General features: G+C 42.3%; 18 protein-coding genes. 17 read left to right on the top strand and 1 reads right to left on the bottom strand.

Translation table 11 applies throughout. The features are described 5' to 3' along the window. Nucleotides 1-280 precede the first annotated feature (280 nt). Nucleotides 281-2,665: a phosphoketolase gene (locus BMI76_RS01230; RefSeq protein ID WP_075345814.1), complete on the top strand. Its 2,385-nt coding sequence runs from the start codon at nucleotides 281-283 to the stop codon at nucleotides 2,663-2,665. Between the two features lie 286 nt (nucleotides 2,666-2,951). On the opposite strand, the gene BMI76_RS01225 is transcribed toward BMI76_RS01230, so the two are convergent. Beyond that, nucleotides 2,952-3,893, bottom strand: a complete 942-nt coding sequence (locus BMI76_RS01225; protein WP_075345813.1) for a sugar-binding transcriptional regulator — start codon at nucleotides 3,891-3,893, stop codon at nucleotides 2,952-2,954. A 145-nt stretch (nucleotides 3,894-4,038) separates the two neighbouring features. Between BMI76_RS01225 and BMI76_RS01220 the strand changes: the two genes are divergently transcribed. From BMI76_RS01220 to BMI76_RS01145, 16 genes are all read left to right on the top strand, one after another. Then, on the top strand, nucleotides 4,039-4,872 hold the full coding sequence (locus tag BMI76_RS01220; RefSeq protein WP_075345812.1) for a class II fructose-bisphosphate aldolase: 834 nt from the start codon (nucleotides 4,039-4,041) through the stop codon (nucleotides 4,870-4,872). Between the two features lie 9 nt (nucleotides 4,873-4,881). Further along, complete coding sequence (locus BMI76_RS01215; protein ID WP_075345811.1) at nucleotides 4,882-5,574, top strand: triose-phosphate isomerase; 693 nt, start codon at nucleotides 4,882-4,884, stop codon at nucleotides 5,572-5,574. 11 nt (nucleotides 5,575-5,585) lie between these two features. Continuing rightward, complete coding sequence (locus BMI76_RS01210) at nucleotides 5,586-6,107, top strand: YjbQ family protein (protein WP_075345810.1); 522 nt, start codon at nucleotides 5,586-5,588, stop codon at nucleotides 6,105-6,107. Between the two features lie 213 nt (nucleotides 6,108-6,320). Beyond that, nucleotides 6,321-7,121 carry an SDR family oxidoreductase gene (locus tag BMI76_RS01205; protein ID WP_075345809.1) on the top strand — a complete coding sequence of 267 codons (801 nt, stop codon included), beginning with the start codon at nucleotides 6,321-6,323 and terminating at the stop codon, nucleotides 7,119-7,121. 21 nt (nucleotides 7,122-7,142) lie between these two features. After that, nucleotides 7,143-9,008, top strand: coding sequence for a transcription antiterminator (locus tag BMI76_RS01200; protein ID WP_075345808.1), 1,866 nt, complete (start codon nucleotides 7,143-7,145; stop codon nucleotides 9,006-9,008). Continuing rightward, a complete protein-coding gene (locus tag BMI76_RS01195) occupies nucleotides 9,008-9,487 on the top strand; it encodes a transcriptional regulator GutM (RefSeq protein WP_075345807.1) in 480 nt (159 codons plus the stop codon). Before BMI76_RS01200 ends, BMI76_RS01195 begins: the two co-directional genes overlap by 1 nt. A gap of 335 nt (nucleotides 9,488-9,822) precedes the next feature. After that, nucleotides 9,823-10,365, top strand: a complete 543-nt coding sequence (locus BMI76_RS01190) for a PTS glucitol/sorbitol transporter subunit IIC (RefSeq protein WP_075345806.1) — start codon at nucleotides 9,823-9,825, stop codon at nucleotides 10,363-10,365. A 103-nt stretch (nucleotides 10,366-10,468) separates the two neighbouring features. After that, complete coding sequence (locus tag BMI76_RS01185) at nucleotides 10,469-11,467, top strand: PTS glucitol/sorbitol transporter subunit IIB (RefSeq protein WP_075345805.1); 999 nt, start codon at nucleotides 10,469-10,471, stop codon at nucleotides 11,465-11,467. Between the two features lie 36 nt (nucleotides 11,468-11,503). After that, a complete protein-coding gene (locus BMI76_RS01180) occupies nucleotides 11,504-11,869 on the top strand; it encodes a PTS glucitol/sorbitol transporter subunit IIA (RefSeq protein ID WP_075345804.1) in 366 nt (121 codons plus the stop codon). Nucleotides 11,870-12,057: 188 nt separating this feature from the next. Further along, nucleotides 12,058-12,732, top strand: coding sequence for a hypothetical protein (locus tag BMI76_RS01175; protein ID WP_075345803.1), 675 nt, complete (start codon nucleotides 12,058-12,060; stop codon nucleotides 12,730-12,732). Nucleotides 12,733-12,754: 22 nt separating this feature from the next. Beyond that, on the top strand, nucleotides 12,755-13,132 hold the full coding sequence (locus BMI76_RS01170; RefSeq protein WP_075345802.1) for a hypothetical protein: 378 nt from the start codon (nucleotides 12,755-12,757) through the stop codon (nucleotides 13,130-13,132). Nucleotides 13,133-13,145: 13 nt separating this feature from the next. Next, nucleotides 13,146-13,493 carry a hypothetical protein gene (locus BMI76_RS01165; protein ID WP_075345801.1) on the top strand — a complete coding sequence of 116 codons (348 nt, stop codon included), beginning with the start codon at nucleotides 13,146-13,148 and terminating at the stop codon, nucleotides 13,491-13,493. Between the two features lie 99 nt (nucleotides 13,494-13,592). Beyond that, entirely contained in the window at nucleotides 13,593-14,291 is a 699-nt protein-coding gene (gene dapD, locus BMI76_RS01160; protein ID WP_075345800.1) for a 2,3,4,5-tetrahydropyridine-2,6-dicarboxylate N-acetyltransferase, read from the top strand. Between the two features lie 171 nt (nucleotides 14,292-14,462). Then, nucleotides 14,463-15,593 (top strand): N-acetyldiaminopimelate deacetylase, encoded by a 1,131-nt coding sequence (locus tag BMI76_RS01155; RefSeq protein ID WP_075345950.1) that lies wholly within the window; start codon nucleotides 14,463-14,465, stop codon nucleotides 15,591-15,593. 395 nt (nucleotides 15,594-15,988) lie between these two features. After that, nucleotides 15,989-16,525, top strand: coding sequence for a 5-formyltetrahydrofolate cyclo-ligase (locus tag BMI76_RS01150; protein WP_075345799.1), 537 nt, complete (start codon nucleotides 15,989-15,991; stop codon nucleotides 16,523-16,525). Further along, nucleotides 16,512-17,183 carry a rhomboid family intramembrane serine protease gene (locus tag BMI76_RS01145; RefSeq protein WP_075345798.1) on the top strand — a complete coding sequence of 224 codons (672 nt, stop codon included), beginning with the start codon at nucleotides 16,512-16,514 and terminating at the stop codon, nucleotides 17,181-17,183. Before BMI76_RS01150 ends, BMI76_RS01145 begins: the two co-directional genes overlap by 14 nt. The last annotated feature ends 608 nt before the right edge of the window (nucleotides 17,184-17,791 follow it).

Genomic DNA, 17,791 nt, shown 5'->3' with positions numbered 1-17,791 from the left:
ATTTTTTAGGATAGAGAATAACATTTATAGTTATTCTTGGCAATAGAGAACGAGTTTTGACTAATTTTTAAAAATAATACTTCTCTTCTGTTACCATAGTGGAAACAGCAGTAATCGTCAATAGACAGCTACCTTTAGTAATGCTCTGATAGGAAATATTTAAATTAGTTATTTAGTTCTATTGCTCTGAAAAATATTGCAGTAATCAAGGATTATAAAACTTTTATAAAAAACTGAGGGTTCTAAAACCTGTAAATATATAGCACGAGGAGTCTATACTATGACAAGAAATTATGATTCACAAGAGTATTTGAAAAAAGTAGATGCTTGGTGGCGTGCAGCTAACTACATCTCTGCTGCTCAAATGTATCTGAAAGATAATCCGCTTTTAAAACGTGAAATGATTGAAAGCGACTTGAAAGTTCACCCAATCGGGCACTGGGGAACAGTGCCTGGACAAAACTTCGTTTATGCTCACCTGAACCGTGCCATCAATAAATACGATGCCGATATCTTCTATATTGAAGGACCAGGTCATGGCGGACAAGTCATGGTTTCCAACTCCTACCTCGATGGTTCTTACACAGAGTTGAATCCAAACATCCCACAAACCGAAAAAGGTTTCAAACAATTGTGTAAAATCTTCTCATTCCCAGGTGGTATCGCTTCTCACGCAGCTCCTGAAACACCAGGTTCTATCCATGAAGGTGGTGAATTGGGTTATGCCCTTTCTCATGCGGCTGGTGCTATCTTAGATAATCCAGATGTGATTGCGGCAACTGTCATTGGTGATGGGGAAGCTGAAACAGGACCTCTTATGGCTGGTTGGTTTACCAATACCTTTATTAACCCTGTCAATGATGGGGCAGTCCTTCCTATTCTTTACTTGAATGGTGGTAAAATCCACAACCCGACAATTCTAGAACGTAAAACAGATGAAGAACTTGACCTCTTCTTCCGTGGTCTTGGTTGGAAACCAATCTTTGCGGACGTTACTGCTGTAAGCAAGGACTTTGACGCATCTCACAAGCTCTTCGCTGAAAAATTAGACCAAGCAATTGAAGAAATCAAGGCTATTCAAGCAGAAGCTCGTAAGGGTTCTGCAGCAGAAGCAACCATGCCAGCATGGCCGGTATTGGTGGCTCGTATTCCGAAAGGCTGGACTGGTCCAGAAAGCTGGGAAGGAACTCCAATTGCAGGTGGATGGCGTGCGCACCAAGTGCCAATCCCAGTAGATTCACATCATATGGAACACGTTGATGCCCTTCTTGACTGGCTTAAAGGCTACCGTCCTGAAGAACTCTTTGATGAAGAAGGTCGCCTCCTTCCAGAGATTGCAGAAATCTCACCAAAAGGGGACCGTCGGATGTCTATGAACCCAATCACAAATGCTGGTATCATCAAGCCAATGAACACAGCCGATTGGAAAAAACACGCCTTTGACATTGAAACTCCTGGTGCTATCATGGCACAAGATATGATTGAATTTGGTAAATATGCGGCTGACCTTGTCGAAGCAAACCCAGATAACTTCCGTATCTTTGGTCCAGACGAAACTAAATCAAATCGTCTTCAAGAAGTCTTCAAGAAAACTAACCGTCAATGGATGGGACGTCGTGATGCTTCTTATGACGAATGGTTGTCACCTGCTGGTCGTGTCATCGACTCACAATTGTCTGAACATCAGGCAGAAGGTCTCCTCGAAGGTTACGTCTTGACAGGTCGTCATGGATTCTTTGCTTCATACGAATCCTTCTTGCGTGTTGTAGACACTATGATTACTCAACACTTCAAATGGTTGCGTAAATCTAAGACCCACACAACATGGCGTAAAAACTACCCTGCTCTTAACTTGATTGCGACTTCAACTGCTTTCCAACAAGACCATAATGGGTACACTCACCAAGATCCAGGTATTTTGGCTCACTTATCAGAAAAAACACCTGAATTTATCCGTGAGTACCTACCAGCTGATACTAACTCACTCCTTGCTGTTGCGGACAAAGCCTTCAAAGATGAAGATGTCATCAACTTGATTGTCGCTTCAAAACATCCACGTCCTCAATTTTACTCTGTTGCAGAAGCAGAAGAGCTCGTGCGTGAAGGTTATAAAGTGATTGACTGGGCTTCCACTGTCTCATCAGATGAAGAACCGGATGTTGTCTTTGCAGCAGCAGGTACAGAGCCAAACTTAGAAGCTCTTGCGGGCATTACCATTTTACACAAGGCCTTCCCAGAACTCAAGATTCGCTTTGTCAACGTGGTAGACATCTTGAAACTTCGTCATCCAGATGTGGATCCTCGTGGTCTTTCTGATGAAGAATTTGACAAGGTCTTTACAACTACTAAACCAGTTATCTTTGCTTTCCACGCTTACGAAGACATGATTCGCGATATCTTTTTTACTCGTAAAAATCATAATCTCTATGTGCATGGTTACCGTGAGAATGGGGATATTACCACTCCATTTGATATGCGTGTAATGTCTGAACTCGATCGCTTCCACTTGGCACAAGACGCAGCCAACGCTGTACTCGGCACAAAAGCTGCAGAGTTCACAGCGAAGATGGACGAAACTGTGAAGTACCACAAAGAATACGTCCGTGAGCACGGTGATGATATCCCTGAAGTTCAAAATTGGAAATGGGAAAATGTCAAGCAATAAGCTGCACTAGCACAAAAGTCATTAACTACAAATACAGGGGGCTGACAACTTTCTCAGCTTCCTGTATTTTTGTAATTTTACTTGCAAACGCAGTGGTTGGAAGAAACCTGGTAACCTTAGTTAACTTAGAATTTTACTTGCATAATTTATTAGTTACTTTAGCACTAATGAGCTACTGTTGATTGATGGTAAGCGTTAGCGGTTATTCGAATCAACAGTATGTATGCTGAGGTAAGGTTGTAAAATCGCTTCCTTTAGAATTCTGACTTCTGCCCCGTTTTCTTTTTTAATAGTCTTTTGCAAGTAGATAATCTGCCACACTTTGATCAATAATAATATGGTCAACACAACCTTTTTGTAGGAGGGCAAAGAGGCTAGGAGCCTTTGAAATGCCTGAAGCCAGAATAGCGACTTCGTTCATCATTTCCAATTCTTCAAGAGTGATGCCGACCATTCGCTTACTTAAATTAGTATCAGTACTTTCTCCGTTTTGATCATAGAAAGTAGCAAGTGCATCCCCGATGACTTTTTTTTGATGAATGTCAGCTTCATCTTCTGGAGAAACAACTCCTAGTTGCTTGTAGGTAGAAGATAAAGCAGGATTTCCAATGCTGACAAGTGCTAAATCTACTGCTAAAGCTTTTTTATGAGATTTTTTAATAAAGGAGGAATGCATAAGTTCCTCCTTTTGCAGGGCTGTATCAGCAATAGCTGGAGCATAATAATAACTGACAGAAGCTTGATATTTTTCAGCTAATTGAAAACAAAGGTGGTTGGAGTGAAGATGGAGAGATTCGACACTTGCTCCTCCCATTAGCGGAACAATCGAGAGGTGCTGGTAGGGCATCGGATGAGCAGCTTGGATGAATTCATAGAGTGTGGACCCCCAACCAATCCCAATAGAGGAAAGATCGTAGGCCCGATGTTCGATGAAATCGGCAAGTGCCTGCCCGATGTGAATTTTGCTCTGATTATCTGAATTTCCACTTGGGGTAATACGAACAGTTTGCAGATTATATTTTTCACAAAGCTGATGCTCCATTTCAATAGTGGAAGAATGCTGAGGGGAAATGGTGATGCGGACAATTCCTTTTTGTTTTGCGTCTTTGAGTAGACTGGCAATAGTGGGACGGCTCAACTGGAGAAGATGAGCGATTTCAGTTTGTGTTTTTTCTTTTTCGTAAAAAAGACGAGAAACTTGGTACATCAGCTGATTACGGTCTGTCATGTGTTAAAAAATCCTTAGTTTTCTTTCTATTATATCGCTTGTTTTTACAAATGTAAAATATGATTGAAAAATAATTTTCATATGGAAAAAGCAAATGCTATAATCAAGTTAGAAAAATATCATTTTAAAACAGAAAGGAGAATCTATGAAAGTGGGTTCAAAATATCTTTACGAGGTGGCGAAAAGCGAGAATTTTGCTATTCCCCATGCGAATTTTATTGATTCGGATTCGGCACGTGCTTATGTGACAGTAGCAGAGCGCCGAGGATTGCCTCTGCTCTTGGCTTATGCACAGTCTCATTCTTCGATCCTTTCGTTAGAAGAGGCGGCGGCAATTGGGAACTATTATGCGGACTCAGTATCGGTGCCAATCGTTTTGCACCTTGACCACGGTGCGGATTTTGACTTTATCAAACGTGCGATTGACTTAGGGTTTACCTCTGTTATGATTGATGCTTCGCAAGAATCCTTTGAAGACAATATTGCCATCACACAAAAAGTGGTGGAATATGCTCACGAAAGAGGCATTGTAGTTGAAGCAGAATTGGGGCACGTGGGAGCAAATGATACATCAGAGGCAGCAGAATTAACGGACTCAGTGTATACAGAGGTTGGTGATGTGCAAGCCTTTATGGCAGCGACCAATGTAGATTCCTTGGCGGTGTCCATCGGTACGGCCCATGGTGTTTATAAGGGAACTCCAAACATCAATTTTGATCGTCTACATGAAATTGCGGAATTGACCACTGTTCCCCTAGTCTTGCATGGCGGTTCTTCTTCTGGTGATGAGAATCTTGGCCGCTGTGCCCGTGAAGGCATCACCAAAATCAATATCTATACGGACTTTATCGTAGCAGCTCAAAAGGCGCTCAAAGAAACCGATACAGATGATTATATCGTTTCGCGTAAGGCGGCAGAAAAAGCGATGGAAGCTGTTTTAGAGCATTATTATGATGTATTTGGAACGCAAAAAATATAGGAGAATATTATGAGTAAAGTAACAGTAAAAGCCCCATTTTTCATGTTCAATCCAAAATCCTATCTTTTTGGGGCTGACATTGTGGAGATGGCGAAAGTCGCAGAAGAAATGGCTGTTCAGTATCCAGAAGCGTCTGTCTTTGTCACTTGCCCATTTGCGGATATTAGTCGTGTTGCAGCAGTGACAGATAAGGCAATCGTATCAGCCCAGCATATGGATGGCATCAAGCTAGGGCGTGGGATGGGCTATGTCCTTCCAGAAGCTGTCAAGGCAGCAGGAGCACAGGCAACCTTCTTAAATCATGCAGAGCGCCCATTGACCTTTAGTGAATTGGTCAAGGCTGTTGAACGGGCTAATGAATTGGATATAGTGACAGTGGTATGTGCGGATTCACTCAAGGAGGCGCGTGCAATTGCTACTCTTGAACCAGATATTATTCTTTGTGAGCCAACCGAATTAATTGGTACGGGCAATACCAGTGATGCTTCCTATGTCACCAGCACCAACGAAGCTATCAAGGCAGTATCTCCGAATACCCTCGTCATGCAGGCAGCAGGAATCTCCAGCGCACAAGATGTATACAATGTCATTGAACTGGGTGCAGACGGAACAGGTTGTACCAGTGGCATAACTGGGGCACCGGATCCCAAACAAATGCTACGCGATATGGTGGAAGCGGCTGTCAAAGCCAGTAAAGCATAAGGAGAAGTCAAATGAAATTACATAAGGCAACCTTTACCGTCGAAACAGAAGCTGGCAAAGCAACCTATGTTGATATTACGCCAAAACTTAGGGAAATCGTCAAAGAAAGTGGGATTCAAAATGGTTTATTGGCCATGATTTCGCCTCATACAACCTGTGCAGTCTTCTTTGAAGAATTTGCCCATGATTATACAGAGGATGGGGATGAGTCCTTGCAGGCCGATCTCAATCATGTATTGGAAAAAATCGTACCAGACCATACCAGTGCCGCTACCTATATCTATCCAGGAGAAGCCCACTATCAGGCTGTAGAATCTTGGCCAAATGCGTCAGAATATCTACCAGGTGGGGATCGGAGAGCTCTCTGGAATGGAGATGGACATCTCAAAGCAACTCTAATTGGTTCCAGTCAGCTTGTGGATGTGACTAATGCTGATTTGGGAGTAGGCAGTACGGGTTATTTCTATTTTGTTGATTATGATAAAACGAGGGCGCGTACGCGTAAGTGTCAAGTAACCGTGTTTGGAGAATAAGCAGATAAATAATCCGACAGCTGTTATTTTAGATTTCATAGCATGTGAATCTTAATCGATAATCTTTAAAAGGTTGTCGATTTTTTATTTTCATTTTTTTAATTAGTACACAAAATTTTGCCAATCATGGAAAAAGACTGTCTTAATTATTTTTTGTAAGCGTTTTATAATAAAAGCACAAAAATAATCAAGACGGTAAAGGAGTCACAAAAAATGGCAGATTGGTTAAATATTGCAGGTAAAACGGTTGTTGTCACAGGAGCTTCATCTGGGATTGGCCGAGCTATTGTCGAAGAGCTGCTCGCCTTAGATGTCAATGTTGCAAACTTTGACCTTGCAGACAATGACCTTAAACGTGACAACCTTTTGTTTCAAAAGGTAGATGTCACTTCTCGTGAACAGGTGGAAGCTGCTGTAGCAGCAACGATCGAGAAGTTTGGAACCATTGATGCTGCTGTCAATAATGCAGGCATCAATATCCCACGGCTTTTAATTGACCCTAAAGACCCTCATGGCAAGTACGAACTGGATGACGCTGTTTTTGATAAGATTACCAGCATCAATCAAAAGGGACTGTATCTGGTCAGTCAGGCTGTCGGCCGGGTTCTTGTTGACAAGAAGGCAGGGGTCATCATCAACATGGCTTCAGAAGCAGGACTTGAAGGCTCTGAAGGCCAGAGCGCTTACGCAGCAACCAAGGCTGCAGTCTACAGCTATACCCGTTCATGGGCTAAGGAGTTGGGTAAGCACAATGTTCGTGTTGTCGGAGTGGCGCCAGGTATTATGGAAGCAACGGGGTTGAGAACGCTTGCCTACGAGGAAGCACTCGGTTATACTAGAGGCAAAACGGTTGAGGACATTCGTGCAGGCTATGCCTCCACAAGTACGACCCCGCTTGGCCGCAGCGGCAAACTGAGCGAAGTTGCTGATCTTGTGGCTTATCTTCTTTCACAGCGCTCAAGTTATATTACGGGCGTGACGATTAATGTGGCCGGAGGTAAGACACGCGGATAAAAAATTATAGGATGGTGAAAGGTGGCATTAGTTAATCGTTGGTATCGCATCTTAGATACCTTAGCAGCACAGCACAGCGTCACTTTAGAAGATCTGCGGACAGATCTTAACGTCAGCATGCACACCTTGCAAAATAGCATTGAGCAGCTTAATGATCTACTGGACGCTGATGTTCAAATTAGGCAGAAAGACAATCGGCTCTTTCTTGAAGTTTATGATTATGACAGACTTGAGGATATTATGGCGGGAAGTCTCAGAAAAGAAAGTGACTTTAATTCTGCCAGCAAGCGCTGTTCCTACCTAATCAAACAGTTAACACAGAGCGCCTCGCCGCTTCTTATTGATGACTTGGCCGAATCCATCGGTGTCAGCCGAACGACAATCAATAAGGACTTAAAACAGGTTAAAAATTTAGCCAGCGCCTATGATGTTACTATTATAGGTAAGCCCAACCACGGTTTGGAGATTGTTGGTGAAGAATTAAATCTGCGGCTCTTTTATATCCACCATGTCTATTCTTATTTTGATTCAGATACGCTGACTGATGAAACACTGCAGTTTTTGGAAAACTTATATACGGAGTTTAGAATTCCCAGAAAAACGCAGGAACTGCTGACCAAGGTTATTTCCATCACGATAGCCCGCATCAAACGGGGAAAGCCGCTGGAAGGTTTCATCAAGTATTATACAAACGGCGTTAAGCAGTCGTCCTTTGCAGAAGCGCTGGTTTATCATATGGAAATGGTTTACCAGATTTCACTGAGCCAGTATGAACAAGATTTTCTGGTATTTCCGCTGAACACACAGTTTATTGACGGCTTAACCTATGAGCAGATGCCTATCAAAGATTTACAGACTCTCTATCAGCGCTTGGTCAAGCGTATCAAGGAGACACTGCTGCTTACCTTTGATGAAAAACGCTTGTTTGCTGAAATCCATACACATCTAAAATTTCTGATTAATCGGCTGATTTTCCGGGTTCAGATTAATGATATTTTTCATGGGGAAATCCAGCAGAAATATCCTTTAGCTTTTGAAATGGCAAAGGTCGCCGGCGAAGAGCTGAAAAGTTATTTTGGCTATCAGATGGAGCAATCAGAAATGAGCTATCTGGCCCTTTATTTTGAGATGATTTTGCACGAAAATGATCCGGTTTCTGATGGGCAGAAACGTAAAATTGCTGTTGTCTGTACGACAGGCAGGGGAACGGCTAATATGATTTACCGGCAGCTGATGCGGGTGCTGGGGCATGACATTGAAATTGTTCAGTATTCAGAAGAAGGGTTTAATCCAAGGGCAGATGATGACTATTTTGCCATCTTTACGACAATTCCGCTGAAATTCGGCAAGTTGAAATCGCCTGTTATCCATATTACCAATTTATTTGATGACCAATGGCTGCGCGAAGAATGGCAGCGGGTCAAGCACTATCACCAAAAGAACCTCAAAACAATTAACCTGCAGTTTGTCAGGCTGCCAAAATCTGCAAGCTATGAAGATTATTTGAGGCAGATGACAGACCTCTTAGAGGATAAAAAATTAGTGGATGGTGATTTTGGCCGGCGCATTTTGGAACGGGAAGAAAAACAATCAACGGTTTTTGGCAGCGGCATCGCCTTTCCTCACACGGTAAATCAGTTGCAGGGGAAAACGATTTTGATGCTTGGTCTGCCGGAAGATGGCCTTGCTGTTAACAATGAGATGGTGGAGTTCATCTTTCTGGTAGCCATTCCCCAAGAAATTGAGTCTCGCATGGAAAGCGAATTGCTGGAACTCTATGACGATATTTTCAGAATTGCCGGCGATGATGATCTGAAAGAGGATCTGAGAAAGGTAAAGACTGAAGCGGATTTTATTGCTTTAACCAAACAGAAGGGAGTTTTTTAATGAATGCTATGATTGTTTTGGGAAGCTTGGTGCTTGCTGCCTATGCTTTGCAGATTATATTTGGCTTGAGGCAGATTAAGCATTTCAATCAAGTTTATGCAGTCTTGAGGCGTCAGGGCCGCGTAGCCATAGGCCGCAGAGCCGGCAAGGTGAAATCAGGCACGATTGTTATGTTTGCTCTTGATAAGGAAGGCCGCGTTTTAGATGCTCGAAAAATGCAGGGTGTAACAGTAGCCGCCCGCTTCAAAAAAATGCCAGCCTATATCGGCGAGGATATCCATTATTTTGACAGCTATAATCCTCTGGTTCGTCAGGAAAATAAGCTGCTGCAGACAGCTATTGAAGATGCCAGAGAAGTCTTTTTAAGAACAGAGGCCGGTGTTTACAAAGATGTGCCCAAGGCTGCGCCTTTGGTTGATGTCGGCCTGCATGCCAAACTGCTCTTGGCCCGACTTAAACTGCAATTTAAAAAATCATAGAGGTAGCCATTCACTATGGTGATTGACGTTTGTTATCAAGTGCGGAGCACTTAGATAACAAACAATCCTCTGCCGTATCTTACTAATTGAACACGGGCTAAAAGCGTCGAGAAAAAGACAGCCTGCCTTATGCGCAGAGCTCATGGCGTTAGACTCCTATTTTCTTCTCGCTTTCTTAACGCCCTTTGCGACACTTTGTTTGGTTAGTCGATTTTACTAACCAAACAAAGTTAGCGGGAGAGGTAGCCAATGCACCATGGTGATTGGCGTTTGTTATCAAGTGCGAAGCACTTAGATAACAAGCCTCTACCGTATCTTAATAAAAGGAGTTTGTTATGAAGTATATTACAAAATTTGCTGAAGGTTTCATGAAGCTGTTTCAGGCCGGCGGCGATAATTTTATCAGCTGGATGACAGGAATTGTTCCTGTAGTCTTGATGCTTTTGGTAGCTATGAACGCACTCATTGCTTTGCTGGGAGAAGAACGCGTTAACAGATTGGCTCAGATTTCTGCTAAAAATCCAGTCAGCCGTTATATGATTCTGCCCTTTATTTCAGCCTTCATGCTGGGAAATCCAATGGCAATCAGTATGGGCCGCTTCATGCCGGAATATTATAAACCAAGCTATATAGCCTCACAAATGCAGTTCTGCCATACCTCAAATGGGGTCTTTCCTCACATTAACCCGGGCGAATTATTTGTCTGGATGGGAATCGCCTCAGGTATCAAGACACTGGGACTCAGTCAAATGGATCTGGCTATCCGCTATTTATTAGTTGGTCTGATTATGAACTTTATCGGCGGCTGGGTAACGGACCTCACTACTGCATGGGTATGCAAGCAGCAGGGCGTTACTCTAAGCAAGACGCTTGATTAATCTATGGCTAGCTTTGGATTTGGACAACTATAAGGAACTGCGCTGAAAGACGAAAAACTCCGCAGCATTAATCAAACTTAATGAATTGAAAGAGAGAAGCATTATGACATACAAAAGCATTACAGTTGTAAAAGGAAGCGGCGGTTTTGGAGGACCTCTGACCATCACACCGACAGCGGAAAAGCATAAGTTTATTTATATCACAGGTGGTGGTGAGAAACCGGAAATCGTTGATAAAATTGCTGAATTGACGGGTATGGAAGCTGTTAACGGCTTTAAAACGTCTATCCCGGACGAAGAAATTGCCCTTGCTATTGTGGATTGCGGCGGAACCCTTCGCTGCGGTATCTATCCTAAAAAAGGCATACCAACCATTAATATTGTAGCGACTGGAAAAAGCGGTCCCCTAGCACAATACATTACAGAAGATATTTATGTATCAGCCGTAGGTCCTGAACAAATCAGTGCTGCCGAAACTCCCCAAGGAACTGCGGTTCAGGCAGAGCCTCAGCCAGCAGAAACTAAGACTGAGGGTTACGATACCAGCAAGAAAATTACAGAGCAGCGCGCTGAAAGCAGCTTTATTGCCCGTATCGGTATGGGAGCTGGTAAAGTAGTTGCCGTCTTCAATCAGGCAGCGCGTGATGCCATTCAAACCATGCTGAATACCATTCTGCCCTTTATGGCCTTCGTATCCCTATTAATCGGTTTTATCCAAGGTTCTGGTGTTGGTAATTGGATTGCTAAGCTGATGATTCCGCTGGCCGGCAATGTTTGGGGGCTGATACTCATTGGTTTTATTTGTTCACTGCCTTTCTTATCGCCGCTGCTTGGACCAGGGGCTGTTATTTCACAAATCATTGGAACCCTTATCGGCGTTGAAATCGGTAAAGGAACCATCCCGCCGCAAATGGCTCTTCCGGCACTGTTTGCCATCAATACTCAAAATGGCTGTGACTTCATCCCTGTGGCTTTAGGTTTATCAGAAGCCGATGCTGAAACCGTAGAGGTTGGTGTACCATCCGTGCTTTATTCACGTTTCTTAAACGGTGTACCAAGAGTCATTGTAGCATGGCTGGCAAGCTTTGGTTTATATCAATAAAAGAGTATAATAAGATTAAAAAGGAAGTGAGAGACAATGACTAAAATTTTTGAAGCCAGGGTCCTTAAAGTTGGCCCGGAAGCAGCTGGTATGATTAAGGATGCCAATATGCTGATTCTTTTCGGCGAAGAAGCTCCGGAAGATTTAGCGGAGTACTGCTACAAGATTGACAATAAAAAGTTATCGGGAACCATAGCAAAAGGCGGCAGACTGCTGATTGACAATCAGGAATTTCCAATTACCGCAGTTGGTGCTGTCGTCGAGAAAAATTTAAAAAATCTGGGCCATATTACCATCTCTTTTGATGGTTCAAATGAGGGTTCGCTTCCGGGCACCCTCCATGTTCAGGCAGCTGAGCCCGCAGTTCTGGGAACCGGATCAGTCATTCAGCTTTTCAGTTAGGCGCAGCATCGCTAAACAAAGTATCGTTATCAGATCTTGTGCTGAAAATCTGAAAGAAATTACCAGTCCTTCTAAAAGACCTCTTACAGAGGTTTTTTATTTTGCGTGTAAATATTTTGTTACACTGTTGACAATATATATATATATATAATAGTTTTGTAAAGATTTTCAAAATAGGAGAAAAGCGAATGAAAAAAGAAGAAAGAAAAGTTTTGCCCATTTTAGCTTTGGTTTTTGGAGGGATAGGACTAGCTTTGTCATGGATACCATTTATTAACAACTTAGCATTTCTTTTTGCTATTGTGGGTCTTATCCTAGGGATAGTAGCGTTTATTGTTAATTTAAAGAAAAAGAAGATTTTGACTATTATTGGAACAATCATTTCATTGGCAGGAATTGTGATAGTTTTAGTTTCTCAGTCTGCTTACAGCGATGCTGTTGATAAAGTATCAAAAGATGTCTCTACTACTACAACATCAACAAAAACAAAGAAAAGTTCAGACTCAGATACTGCATCAAAATCTACAAATAGCTTAAATTATGATCCAAACCTTGTTTCTGATGAAAAAATTAAATCTATAAAAACATATGGTGATTATCTTGATGCATACAAATTAGTTGTTGATGATTATATTGGATACTACAATTATAAATTAGAGCAGCTTAATTTAACTGATAGTGACTATAAAGAAGAATACAAAAAAACAAAAGCTGAACTTGACACAGAATATAAAAAGGCTAAAGAAGAATATGCATCAATGAAAAATATGCCTCTAAGTGGTTCTGAAGAGATTTTGGCACAAGCGCTTATTCAAGCCCGTGATACCTATAGACAAGCTGTAGATACAATATTTGGTTCATGATAATAGAATTCAGGTGGAATTTATGTTTAGTTCTTATTTTTTAATAATTATGCTGTTTTTATTCATGATGGTTCTAACAGCTGCGACTATCATCCAAGAATTAATCAGAGCTGGGAAATGGATTGGATTAGGAGCAATCTTAGGAAATGCAGTAAATAACAAAATTAATGCGAATGCAGCTCATAAATCTGGCAGGATTTTTAAGAAAAAGAGAGTTAATACAGGAAATAAAATGGCAGATCGGTTAGCTAATTTTATTTCTCCCAGTAATGAGGAAGATGAGCCTGATGGACAAGTAAAAGAGACTGTACTCTCTGATGACTATGCTGATTTCCAAGAATATTTGAAATGGAAAAAATGGAAAAGCAGTCAAGAATCAGATGATAGAATAAATGATTAGAAAAGTGAGAAATATGAAAGCAAAAAATTTGGCATTAACTAATGGTATCGTAGGTTTAATTGGTGGTATTTTTTTACTCATAGCAGTTTGGTTTATTTTTGGTGCTGCGGCAACAGGTTCTGTATCAGCAACATCAAATATGACAGCTTTTATTTATATTATCAAGATTGCTATTCTGGTCCTTGGAATTGTGGGAATTGTCTATTATAAAGGTGATATACGGGTAGGAGCAGCCCCCAGTGTTCTAATGATTGTTGGAGGAGCTATTTCACTTGTTCCATTTTTGGGATGGATTGGCGGCATTCTGGCGATTATTGGAGGTTCACTTTATTTAGGAACGTTAAAAAAGTTTACAGATTAATTTAATCAATGCCCGTTATTAGGGTATTTTTTTATGGAAATTTGACACAAATAACTTGAATATTGTTATAATAGTAATAAAGTTATTAAGGAGAAAATCATGACTGCACAAAAAATGTCTGCGCAAGAGATTATTGCTTTTATTGGAAATGCGGAAAAGAAGACCAATGTCAAAGTGACTTTTGAGGGAGAGCTTACTGGGGAAGTTCCTGCTTCAGTTGTTAAGCTTGGCAATGTTCTTTTCGGTGATTGGAAGGATATTGAGCCTTTGCTGGCGAAACTGACTGAGAACAAGGATTATGTTGTCGAGCAAGACGGGCGCAATTCGGCAGTTCCTTTGCTTGATAAACGCCATATCAACGCTCGTATTGAACCGGGAGCAATTATTCGCGACCAAGTGACTATTGAGGATAATGCTGTGGTTATGATGGGAGCTGTTATCAATATCGGTGCTGAAATTGGTGAAGGTACGATGATCGATATGGGGGCTATTCTTGGCGGCCGTGCAACTGTTGGCAAAAACAGCCATATCGGAGCCGGCGCTGTTCTTGCCGGCGTTATCGAGCCAGCTTCAGCTGATCCTGTTCGTATCGGAGACAATGTTTTGGTTGGTGCCAATGCGGTTATTATTGAAGGAGTGCAAGTCGGCAGCGGTTCAGTTGTTGCAGCTGGGGCTATTGTTACTCAGGACGTCCCTGAAAATGTTGTCGTAGCTGGTGTACCGGCACGTGTCATCAAAGAAATTGATGCAAAAACGCAGCAAAAAACGGCTCTTGAAGACGCCCTCCGCAACCTCTAGGCGGGTAAGACAGCAGTCTTTAATGGCATTGCCGCACTCTGCTATTCATAGTCAGACAGACGCAGAAAATGTCATTAGCTGTAGCACAAGCACTAAAAAGAAAAAATGAAAGAGAGTGGGACAGCCACCATGGCTGTTGGTCCCGCTCTCTTTTACAAAAGGGAAATGAGTATGACTTTAGATTTAATTAAAATTCGCCGTGACTTGCATCAAATTCCGGAAATTGGTCTGGAAGAAGTTAAAACGCAGGCCTATCTTCTTGAGCGGATTGGCGAGATAACTGCCGGAAAAGATTTTATCGAACAGCGTACCTGGCGCACAGGAATTTTAGTCTTTTTGAAAGGTCGGGCACCTGAGAAAACGATTGGCTGGCGGACAGACATTGATGCTTTGCCTGTCGTTGAAGAGACAGGACTTGATTTTGCCAGTACTCATGAAGGCCGGATGCATGCCTGCGGTCACGATATGCATATGACTGTTGCTCTGGGGCTGCTTGATAAAATGGCAGAAATTCAGCCCAAAAATAATCTGCTCTTTCTTTTTCAGCCGGCAGAAGAAAATGAGGCCGGCGGTATGCTCATGTATGAAGATGGAGCCTTTGGTGATTGGCAGCCTGATGAATTCTACGGTTTGCATGTTCGTCCCGATTTTAAGGTCGGAGATATTGCGACCAATACAGGTACTCTGTTTGCCGGAACATGCGAGGTTTTTATTACTTTCAAGGGTAAGGGCGGACATGCGGCTTTTCCGCATGAGGCTAATGATGCGCTTGTGGCTGCCTCTTACTTTATTACACAAGTGCAGACCATTGTCAGCCGCAATGTTGATCCTATTGAAGGCGGTGTCGTGACCTTTGGATCCATGCACGCCGGAACGACCAACAATGTTATTTCTGAGACTGCGACCCTGCACGGAACCATCCGCACATTGACACAGGATATGAGCCTGCTGATTCAAAAGCGCATGCAGGAAATGGCCCTAGGTCTTGCAGCCTCTTTTGGCTTAGAAGTTGATGTTCAGTTAAAGCAGGGCGGTTATCTGCCGGTCGAGAATAATCCCGAACTGGCTCAAAATCTCATGGCTTATTTTGAAAATACAGACGGTGTCCATTTGATTGACTGTCTGCCTGCTATGACTGGTGAAGACTTTGGTTATCTGCTCAATAAAATTCCCGGTGTGATGTTCTGGCTGGGGGTCGACACACCTTATGCGCTTCACCACCCCAAGATGAGCCCTAAGGAAGAAGCTCTGCCTTTTGCAGTTGATAAAATCAGCGGTTTTCTAAAAACGAGAACAAATTAAAAGGGAAAGACAGCAAGGATTGCTGCGTAGTCACCCACCGAATAACAAGCAAAAATCCTTAGGACTTGACTTCCTAAGGATTTTTTTAAAAGAAAAAGGGAAGAGCACCAGCTTTCGCTGATGCTCTAGGAGATTTATGAAAAAGGGGAAATAAATTAGGGAAGTTTATCTCCCCAACCACTTGGGGAAGTGGTTGTTTTAGGATGATTAGATTATATAAGAGAAACCTTAAAGAAACCTTAAACTAAAATTTTTATTTCATTAAAACAAATAGGCCTGTTTTATCAGGTTTATCGGTTAAAAGAGACAAAAAGGGAGATTTTTTCAGCCGTTTGGCTGTTGTCGGTCTGAGTTAATAATGGGAAAAAAAAGCCTAATCGTGTTATGATATTAGCATGACAAAAAAAGAATTCAGAGCTCAAATGATAGAGCAGTTAAAAAAGCAGGACAAGACTGTTAAGGCGCAAAGAGACAGGGAACTGCTCAGCCATTTTATTGCCCTTGAGGCTTATAAGCAAGCCCAGACGCTTGCAACTTATCTGGCCTTTCCTTTTGAATTTGATACGTCTTTGCTGATCGAGCAGGCGCAAAAAGACGGGAAAAAGGTAGTGGTACCCAAGGTCTATGGACAGGGAAAAATGATTTTTGTTTCCTACGATGCTGCTGATTTAAAAACCAGCACATTTGGTCTCAAAGAACCAAGAAGCAATCAGGCGGTAGCCAAGTCTAATATTGATCTTATCCATGTTCCGGGACTGGCTTTTACTAATGAGGGCTATCGTCTTGGTTTCGGCGGCGGTTATTACGACCGCTATCTGGCTGATTTTACAGGGAATACGGTCAGCACTATCTATCCTTTTCAGAGTCTTGCTTTTGAGCCCAGTCATTTTGATATTCCAGTGAAAGAGGTATTGCGACATGGAGACCTTTAAAAAATATCCTGCGACTTCATTTTTATTAGTACTGACAACACTAGTTTTTTTAGCCATGCAGGTCTTTTATTTCGGTCGGGCGACAGAGACGCTTGCCGTCTTTAATTTTGGCGGTATGTACGGTGATGTAGTCGTTCAGATGCCGAATCAGCTCTGGCGTTTAATCACACCGATTTTTGTTCACATTGGCTGGGAACATTTTTTGTTCAACGGTCTGACATTGTACTTTGTAGGTCAGCTGGCTGAAAGCATTTGGGGTTCTTGGAAATTTTTGCTTCTGTATCTTTTAGCTGGTATTATGGGAAATATTTTTACGCTTTTCTTTACGCCGAGTGTTGTAGCGGCCGGTGCTTCAACGTCTTTATTTGGCTTATTTGCGGCTATTGCGGTCTTGGGGTATTTTGGCCGCAATCCTTTTTTAAAACAGCTGGGGCGGAATTATCAGGCCTTGATTGTTATTAACCTGATTTTCAATCTCTTCATGCCAAGCGTGAGTATTGCCGGGCACTTAGGCGGAATTGTTGGCGGGCTTGTTTCAGCTGTTATGCTGCCCAGTCAAGCAGAAAAGAACGCTTTTAGGCCCGGTCAGCGTTTTCTGGCCTTCCTGCTTTATTTGGGACTTGCTCTGGGTCTGCTGTTTTTAGGCTTCCATCGCTGATTCTGATTGAAGAAAAAGTCAATTTTTATCAAAAGAACTATTGTGTTATGATACTTTCCTTAGGTAGCAACTTCCTTTGGAATTTCATACCTAAGTTCAAGATACAAAGGGCGTCTGCGGATAAAGGCAAAATAGGGAGTGCGCCGCGGAATCGTTAAGATTCTAGGCGGACTCATCTTTTTGCCACAATCCGCAGCCTGTGTTCAATTAAGATTTTGAGCCCAAGTCTCAAAATCTCCGAACGAGGCTGGGACAAAAGTCCTTCCTCCTTTAACTATTTAAGATATAGCAGTTTGACGCAGTGGTTGGGAGTAAGACTTGTTGGCTAGGTCAACTTAGTCTTACCCCTGCACAGTTCATTAGGTGCTTTAGCACCAATGAACCACTGCTGATTGGAGGTCCTTATCCCTTGCTAGGCAAGTGATAGCTCCAACAGTTTGGGGAACTGTTGGAGGATATCCAATTCTATGAACGTTAGTTCATGTCAATCCCTAATCAACTGTGCGGAGGTAGGACAACAAAATCAAAATCGTGATTTTGCCACGATTTACTGATTTTTGTCCCACTCTCGTTTTTTGCTGCAGCGGAAAGTATCTGAGTCAGACTCA

This window comes from Streptococcus sp. 'caviae' (assembly GCF_001937065.1).
Lineage (GTDB): Bacteria > Bacillota > Bacilli > Lactobacillales > Streptococcaceae > Streptococcus.
This window is presented reverse-complemented; position numbering and strand designations above follow the sequence as displayed.

Coding starts and splice junctions, on each gene's coding strand:
- BMI76_RS01175 (WP_075345803.1), top strand. CDS start 12,058: ATGAAAAAAGAAGAAAGAAAAGTTTTGCCCATTTTAGCTTTGGTTTTT.
- BMI76_RS01210 (WP_075345810.1), top strand. CDS start 5,586: ATGAAATTACATAAGGCAACCTTTACCGTCGAAACAGAAGCTGGCAAA.
- BMI76_RS01230 (WP_075345814.1), top strand. CDS start 281: ATGACAAGAAATTATGATTCACAAGAGTATTTGAAAAAAGTAGATGCT.
- BMI76_RS01215 (WP_075345811.1), top strand. CDS start 4,882: ATGAGTAAAGTAACAGTAAAAGCCCCATTTTTCATGTTCAATCCAAAA.
- BMI76_RS01165 (WP_075345801.1), top strand. CDS start 13,146: ATGAAAGCAAAAAATTTGGCATTAACTAATGGTATCGTAGGTTTAATT.
- BMI76_RS01195 (WP_075345807.1), top strand. CDS start 9,008: ATGAATGCTATGATTGTTTTGGGAAGCTTGGTGCTTGCTGCCTATGCT.
- BMI76_RS01180 (WP_075345804.1), top strand. CDS start 11,504: ATGACTAAAATTTTTGAAGCCAGGGTCCTTAAAGTTGGCCCGGAAGCA.
- BMI76_RS01150 (WP_075345799.1), top strand. CDS start 15,989: ATGACAAAAAAAGAATTCAGAGCTCAAATGATAGAGCAGTTAAAAAAG.
- BMI76_RS01185 (WP_075345805.1), top strand. CDS start 10,469: ATGACATACAAAAGCATTACAGTTGTAAAAGGAAGCGGCGGTTTTGGA.
- BMI76_RS01170 (WP_075345802.1), top strand. CDS start 12,755: ATGTTTAGTTCTTATTTTTTAATAATTATGCTGTTTTTATTCATGATG.
- BMI76_RS01155 (WP_075345950.1), top strand. CDS start 14,463: ATGACTTTAGATTTAATTAAAATTCGCCGTGACTTGCATCAAATTCCG.
- BMI76_RS01190 (WP_075345806.1), top strand. CDS start 9,823: ATGAAGTATATTACAAAATTTGCTGAAGGTTTCATGAAGCTGTTTCAG.
- dapD (WP_075345800.1), top strand. CDS start 13,593: ATGACTGCACAAAAAATGTCTGCGCAAGAGATTATTGCTTTTATTGGA.
- BMI76_RS01205 (WP_075345809.1), top strand. CDS start 6,321: ATGGCAGATTGGTTAAATATTGCAGGTAAAACGGTTGTTGTCACAGGA.
- BMI76_RS01220 (WP_075345812.1), top strand. CDS start 4,039: ATGAAAGTGGGTTCAAAATATCTTTACGAGGTGGCGAAAAGCGAGAAT.
- BMI76_RS01225 (WP_075345813.1), bottom strand. CDS start 3,893: ATGACAGACCGTAATCAGCTGATGTACCAAGTTTCTCGTCTTTTTTAC.
- BMI76_RS01145 (WP_075345798.1), top strand. CDS start 16,512: ATGGAGACCTTTAAAAAATATCCTGCGACTTCATTTTTATTAGTACTG.